The following is a 6,428-nucleotide window of genomic DNA, read 5'->3' on the forward strand; positions in this document are numbered from 1 at the left end:
TTGTAACACCCAATTATAGCTTAAATAAATAGGTATTGAAAAACTCGTGAAAATGTTATAGAATAAGTATACACAATGAGTCCATATCTTTTCTAAGGTAGAACAAAAAGTAGCAGTTACAATTCATAATATACAGATATACATAATATATTTGTATAAAGCTTTATTAGTTCTTAAAAGTAGCGATACAGCTACTTTTAAATAAAAAATAAGGGGGAAAGGCAATGAAAAAAAGCATAGTTTTATTACTTGCATTAGCAATGGTACTATCTGTTTTCTTAGCTGGATGTCAACCAAAAGAAGCACCAACTGGCACTCAAGAGCCTAGTTCTGAAGGGGAACCGGCGGTAGAACCAGCTGCAACAATTCCTGGCTCAGAAAGAGGCAATGTATTGACTATTGGTGATACAAGCCCTGAGGGGATATTCAATCCAAATACTTATTCAGCAGTATATGACCATTACATCATTGAGTTAGTATTTGACAAGTTATTGAACATTGAGGAAAATACTGAATTGACTACTGAAGGAGCTTTAGCAAAGGACTATAAGGTTTCTGATGATGGATTGGTATATACTTTCTATCTAAGAGAAGGGATTAAATGGCATGATGGTGAAGAAGTAACTGCTGATGACCTAGTATGGACTTACAATGACATCTTACAACCTGATTATAAGGGCAGAGGATACACTGCAGTAATGCAATCCATAGTTGGTGCAGAAGATGTAAAGGCTGGAAAAGCTGAGACAGCTGAAGGCATCAAGGCACTCGACAAGTATACTGTAGAAGTTACAGTAACAGAAGCTTATGCTACTACCTTAAGAGATTTAGGATATTTGGAAATTATGCCTAAGCACTACTACGGCGGAATGACTGCTGATGAACAGGCAAATTTGAACCGTGAACCATTAGGAAATGGTGCGTTCAAATTAAAGAAATATGAAGTAGACCAATATGTAGAATTAGAAGCAAATAAGGACTACTGGCAAGGACCTCCAAAACTTGACGGTATCATCTACAAGGTTATAGCAAATGTCGACCAGTTATCAGAATTTGAAACTGGAGCTGTAGATGCTGTTAACTTTGAAGGCTCCGTAGAAAACTACGAGACAATCAAAGGAGATACATTTGCTCATGGAGATTTAATCAATAACATGAACAATGGATATTCTTATGTTGGATTCAACTTCAAAAATCCAATACTAGCTGATAAAAATGTACGTCAGGCATTAACATATGGTCTTGACAGAAAAGGATTCGTTCAGTCCTTCTTTGGAGACGAGGGTGGTTTCGTATGTCACGCTCCTGTGTCACCAGTTAGCTGGGCATATCCGGATGTTGACAAATTGAATCCATATGACTATAATCCCGATAAGGCTGCTGAACTTTTAGAAGCTTCAGGTTGGAAGATGGGCGCAGATGGAATCAGAGAAAAAGACGGGAAGAAATTAGCCCTAAAATGGTGTTCTTATAATGACGCAGAATGGTCAATGAAGATCACTGCTTTAGCTGTTGAGCAATGGAAGAAAATTGGTGTTGATTTAACTATTGAACTAATGGACTTCAACTCCTTGTCAACTTTGATTAGTGATGAAGGTAATGCAGATAAATGGGATTTGTGGAACATGGCTTGGGGTTTAACTGCTGACCCTGATATGTACGATGTGTTCTCAAAAACTGTATTCCCACCAGGAAACAACAGAGGGTTCTTTGAAAATGAATCAATTGAAAAGTTGATGAAAGATGGTCTATATGAATTTGACCAAGAAAAGAGAAAAGAAATCTATCAAGAATTAGCTATTGAGTTTAATGAAGAGCTTCCATATATGTTTGTATACATTAGAACAAATCCATGGCTGGTAAGCAAGAGGGTTAAAAACTTCAACCCAACAGAATTTAAAGACTGGTCAAATGAATCTCAACTAATTGAGATTGTTCAATAGAAGAATTTAAAAGTATAAAATAAAATAAGCTGAATATAGCCTAGTTTAAGTTCAACTAGGCTATATTTACTTGAATTACCATAAAGGAGGAAGTAAGGTGGGCAAATACATTTTAAGACGTCTATTGCAGCAAATCCCGATTATGCTTGGTGTAAGTATATTGGTATTCTCCATTATTCAATTGGCTCCTGGGGACCCTCTTGCAAGTTATATGCAAAATCCAAATATGACTATAGCACAGATGGAGGCATTAAAAGAGGCATATGGGTTAAATGCCAGCCCTGTTCAGCAATATTTTTCATATATGAAAAATGCACTAAAGGGGGAGTTTGGATATTCGATTCAGTTAAAACAGCCTGTGTCCAAATTGATAGCAGAGAGATTGGGTGCTACATTTTTTATAGCTTTTGGTTCATTGCTTATAAGTATATTGATAGCAATTCCTGTAGGTGTAATTTCAGCTACTAAACAATATTCTTTTATTGACTATGCTGGAACAATATTTGCATTAGCAGGTATTTCTATTCCAATATTTTTCTTTGCTATTTTGATGAAAAAGTGGTTTGCCATTGATTTAAGATGGTTTCCTCTATCCGGTTTTGTTTCTCCGGGCAAAAACTATGTGGGAATCAACATGATAAAGGATATTTTAAACCATTCTTTTCTTCCGTTGATAGTTTTAGGACTAGCAGGAGCTGGAAGCTTGATGAGATATACCCGTTCAAGCATGCTGGAAGTTATCAGACAAGATTACGTAAGGACTGCCAGAGCAAAAGGATTGAAGGAGAGGGTTGTCATATATAAGCATGCATTAAGGAATGCTCTGATCCCAGTAATTACCCTCTTAGGTTTTACATTACCGGGACTATTCTCCGGTGCTATAACTACGGAAATTATGTTTTCACTGCCGGGAATGGGAAGATTACAATACAATGCAGTTTTACATAGGGATTATCCTATAATGATGGGTACAAATCTATTTTTGGCGATATTTACTTTAATTGGGAATTTATTAGCCGATATATCATATGCAGCTGTAGATCCCAGAATAAGATTGGATTAAGGAGGGACTTAAAATGGCAACTGTTACAAGTAATAATATTAATTCAGATAACAGAGCAAGAAGCAGCAAAGTTGAGAGTCCCTGGAAGGTAATGTTGAAAAGACTTCGTAGAAACAAACTAGCTATTGTTGGGTTGGTAGTATTGATAATAATGGCTGTGGCGGCGATATTCGCTCCGTTTCTAACTGATTTTGGCAGGGATGAAACAAATTTGGCTAGATCCAATGCTGCGCCAGATGCGGAGTATAGACTTGGGGCGGACTCTTTGGGAAGAGATATCTATACAAGGTTATTATATGGGGCTAGAATCTCCTTAACTGTAGGTTTTGTAGCCACAGGGCTTAGAATTTTTATTGGAGTCGTCTTAGGCGGTGTAGCAGGTTATTATGGAAAAACTGTTGACAATATCATAATGAGAATAGCTGACATAGTATCTTGTCTTCCATTTTTACCTATGGCTATTACCTTTGTAGCTATACGCGGACCTAGCATTTATAATGTAATGCTTGTGTTGGCAATATTGGGATGGCCTGGAATTGCCAGAATAGTAAGGGCTGAAATATTATCCCTTCGTGAAAGAGAGTTTATGGAAGCGGCTACAGCTTTGGGAATTAGCGATTTTAAAAAGATTACTTCTCATTTGATTCCAAATACCATGGCGTCTATAATAGTATCTGCAACTACTGGAATAGCCGACGCAATCCTAACTGAATCAACTTTGAGTTTTTTGGGACTGGGAGTAGCACCTCCGACACCTACTTGGGGGAACATGCTAACTGATGCTAACAATCAATTTGTACTACAACATCGTTGGTGGCAGTGGGTTCCACCTGGATTGGTTATATTTATTGCAGTGCTGAGCTTGAATTTATTGGGTGATGGATTAAGAGATGCACTAGATCCACGACTAAAACAATAGGCTAGGGGTGAAAATATGGAAAATTTATTGGAAGTAAAAGATTTAAAAACTTACTTTTATACAGAAGATGGTGTAGTACCAGCTGTAGATGGTGTAGATTTTGAACTTAAACCTGGTCAGACCTTAGGAATAGTTGGAGAATCTGGTTGTGGGAAATCAGTAACTTCCCTCTCTATCTTGAGATTGGTTCCAAACCCTCCCGGAAGAATTGTTGAAGGTGAAATATTGTTTGAAGGCAAGGATTTAGTTCAAGCTACTGAGTCAGAAATGCAGCATATAAGGGGCAATGACATAGCTATGATATTTCAGGAGCCAATGACCTCATTAAACCCAGTATTTACAATAGGCAAACAGATTATGGAAGCTATAATGCTTCATCAAAATTTAGATAAGAATGCAGCTAGGGAAAAATGTATTGAAATGCTTAAATTGGTAGGTATACCTAGAGCAGAGCAAGCAATCGATGAATATCCTCATCAATTCAGCGGAGGAATGAGACAAAGAGCTATGATTGCTATGGCATTGTCATGTAATCCCAAATTGTTAATTGCTGATGAGCCAACGACTGCCCTGGATGTAACCATTCAGGCACAGATTATTGAACTTATGAAGGATCTTAAGGATAAATTAAATACAGCAATTATATTGATTACACATGATTTGGGTGTTGTAGCGGAAATGTGTGAACACGTAATTGTAATGTATGCAGGTAAGGTTGTTGAAGAAGCAGATATACTTGAATTATATACAGATCCAAAACACCCATATACCGTTGGACTTATGAAATCTAAACCAAGCTTGGATGACAACCGTGATAGATTGGAAGTTATTCCGGGAGCAGTGCCAAATCCATTAGATATGCCGGAAGGATGCACATTTCATCCTAGATGTCCCCATGCTATGGATATATGCAGAGAAAAACAACCTCATTTAATTAATAATGAAGAAGGACGTAAAGTTCGTTGCTGGTTATATGAAAAAGAAGGAGAGGTGAAATAAATGGCAGAACAATTGAGAGTTGATGATAGAGTAGAATTGGATGATAAAGATTTAGTTGTTGTGAAAAATCTGAAGAAATACTTTCCGATTACAGGTGGATTTTTAAAACGTGTAGTAGGTCAGGTTCATGCCGTTGAAGACATTTCCTTCACAATTAGAAGAGGTGAAACCTTAGGAATAGTAGGTGAATCCGGTTGCGGAAAATCTACTACCGGGAGGACCATTTTGAGACTTCTTGAAAAGACAGATGGCGAAGTATACTATGATGGCAAAGAAGTTTTTGGGTTATCCAAATCCGAAATGGTAAACTTACGTACAAAGATGCAAATAGTATTCCAAGACCCATATAGCTCATTGAATCCTCGTAAAACCGTTGCGCAAATTTGTGGAGAGGCATTGGTTGAACATGGTTTGGCTAAAAAGGGGAAGGAAGTTAACGATATAGTTTCAGAAACCATAGAAAAATGTGGGCTTGCACCTTATCATATAAGGAGATATCCTCATGAGTTTAGTGGGGGACAAAGACAAAGAATAGGAATAGCCAGAGCTTTAACACTTAATCCTGAATTTATAGTATGTGATGAACCGGTATCAGCTCTTGATGTATCTATTCAGTCACAAATAATTAATTTGCTTATGGATTTACAACAAGATATGGGATTGACTTATCTTTTTATCTCCCATGATTTATCTGTTGTAAAACATATCAGCGATCGTATTGGGGTAATGTATTTGGGCAATATGGTAGAATTAGCAGGGAAACATGATTTATATGAATCACCATTGCATCCATATACTCAAGCATTGTTATCTGCTATACCAGTACCGGATCCAAAAAAAAAGAGAGAAAGAATTGTGCTTAAAGGAGATATTCCAAGTCCTGCAAATCCGCCTAAAGGATGCACTTTCCACACCAGATGTCCTTATGCAATGGATGTTTGTAAGGAAGTGACACCGGAATTTATAGAATCAGCTCCTGATCATTTTGTAGCTTGTCACTTAGTAAACAAAAGATAGGCTTAGGAAAGTTGTGATTAAATGTTTTCTAGGAAAGAACCTAAGACTGAAAAGGATGTAGAATTGGAAAAGAAGATAAAGGATATGGATATAAGCTGGGGAGAAATCTTTACAATGATTATAGCTTTTTATCAAGCAATATTACCCTATGTTTTGATACTTTTAGGAATAATGCTTGGACTATACTTCCTCTCCATGTATTTCCTAACAAGATAATAGCAAGAGGAAACGTTTTCATACATCCGTGTAGAGGGCAGACGACTTTGTCTGCCCTATTTTACTCTAATTGTCTTTGTCAAATATTTGAAGATGCTACCCACAAAATGTATATATTAAAAAATATTTGTAAAAGATTTGATAAAATAAAAGGCTCTGTAAACTAAATATGAAAAAATAGTACAATATCTTCATAGAATTGCTTTAAGTTTCTTTGGATTGCTTTAAATTTCGCTTTCCATATGATAAAGCTTCGTCTATGAAATCATCA

General features: G+C 36.7%; 6 protein-coding genes. All 6 read left to right on the forward strand.

Annotated elements, in window-relative coordinates:
* The first annotated feature begins 224 nt into the window (after positions 1 to 224).
* The 6 genes from H8707_RS08945 (at position 225) to H8707_RS08970 (ending at position 6,157) form a co-directional block, all read left to right on the forward strand.
* A complete protein-coding gene (locus H8707_RS08945) occupies positions 225 to 1,943 on the forward strand; it encodes an ABC transporter substrate-binding protein (RefSeq protein WP_262429799.1) in 1,719 nt (572 codons plus the stop codon).
* A 97-nt stretch (positions 1,944 to 2,040) separates the two neighbouring features.
* Entirely contained in the window at positions 2,041 to 3,006 is a 966-nt protein-coding gene (locus H8707_RS08950) for an ABC transporter permease (protein ID WP_262429800.1), read from the forward strand.
* Between the two features lie 13 nt (positions 3,007 to 3,019).
* Positions 3,020 to 3,925 (forward strand): oligopeptide ABC transporter permease, encoded by a 906-nt coding sequence (opp4C, locus tag H8707_RS08955; protein WP_262429801.1) that lies wholly within the window; start codon positions 3,020 to 3,022, stop codon positions 3,923 to 3,925.
* 15 nt (positions 3,926 to 3,940) lie between these two features.
* Positions 3,941 to 4,924, forward strand: a complete 984-nt coding sequence (locus H8707_RS08960) for an ABC transporter ATP-binding protein (RefSeq protein ID WP_262429802.1) — start codon at positions 3,941 to 3,943, stop codon at positions 4,922 to 4,924.
* A 36-nt stretch (positions 4,925 to 4,960) separates the two neighbouring features.
* Positions 4,961 to 5,941: an ABC transporter ATP-binding protein gene (locus tag H8707_RS08965; protein WP_316699635.1), complete on the forward strand. Its 981-nt coding sequence runs from the start codon at positions 4,961 to 4,963 to the stop codon at positions 5,939 to 5,941.
* A 21-nt stretch (positions 5,942 to 5,962) separates the two neighbouring features.
* On the forward strand, positions 5,963 to 6,157 hold the full coding sequence (locus H8707_RS08970) for a hypothetical protein (RefSeq protein WP_262429804.1): 195 nt from the start codon (positions 5,963 to 5,965) through the stop codon (positions 6,155 to 6,157).
* The last annotated feature ends 271 nt before the right edge of the window (positions 6,158 to 6,428 follow it).

This window comes from Paratissierella segnis (assembly GCF_014385195.1).
GTDB classification, from domain to species: domain Bacteria; phylum Bacillota; class Clostridia; order Tissierellales; family Tissierellaceae; genus Paratissierella; species Paratissierella segnis.

Excerpts from the sequence above, each read along its gene's own strand:
- H8707_RS08945 (WP_262429799.1), top strand. The coding sequence starts at position 225 with ATGAAAAAAAGCATAGTTTTATTACTTGCATTAGCAATGGTACTATCT.
- opp4C (WP_262429801.1), top strand. The coding sequence starts at position 3,020 with ATGGCAACTGTTACAAGTAATAATATTAATTCAGATAACAGAGCAAGA.
- H8707_RS08960 (WP_262429802.1), top strand. The coding sequence starts at position 3,941 with ATGGAAAATTTATTGGAAGTAAAAGATTTAAAAACTTACTTTTATACA.
- H8707_RS08970 (WP_262429804.1), top strand. The coding sequence starts at position 5,963 with ATGTTTTCTAGGAAAGAACCTAAGACTGAAAAGGATGTAGAATTGGAA.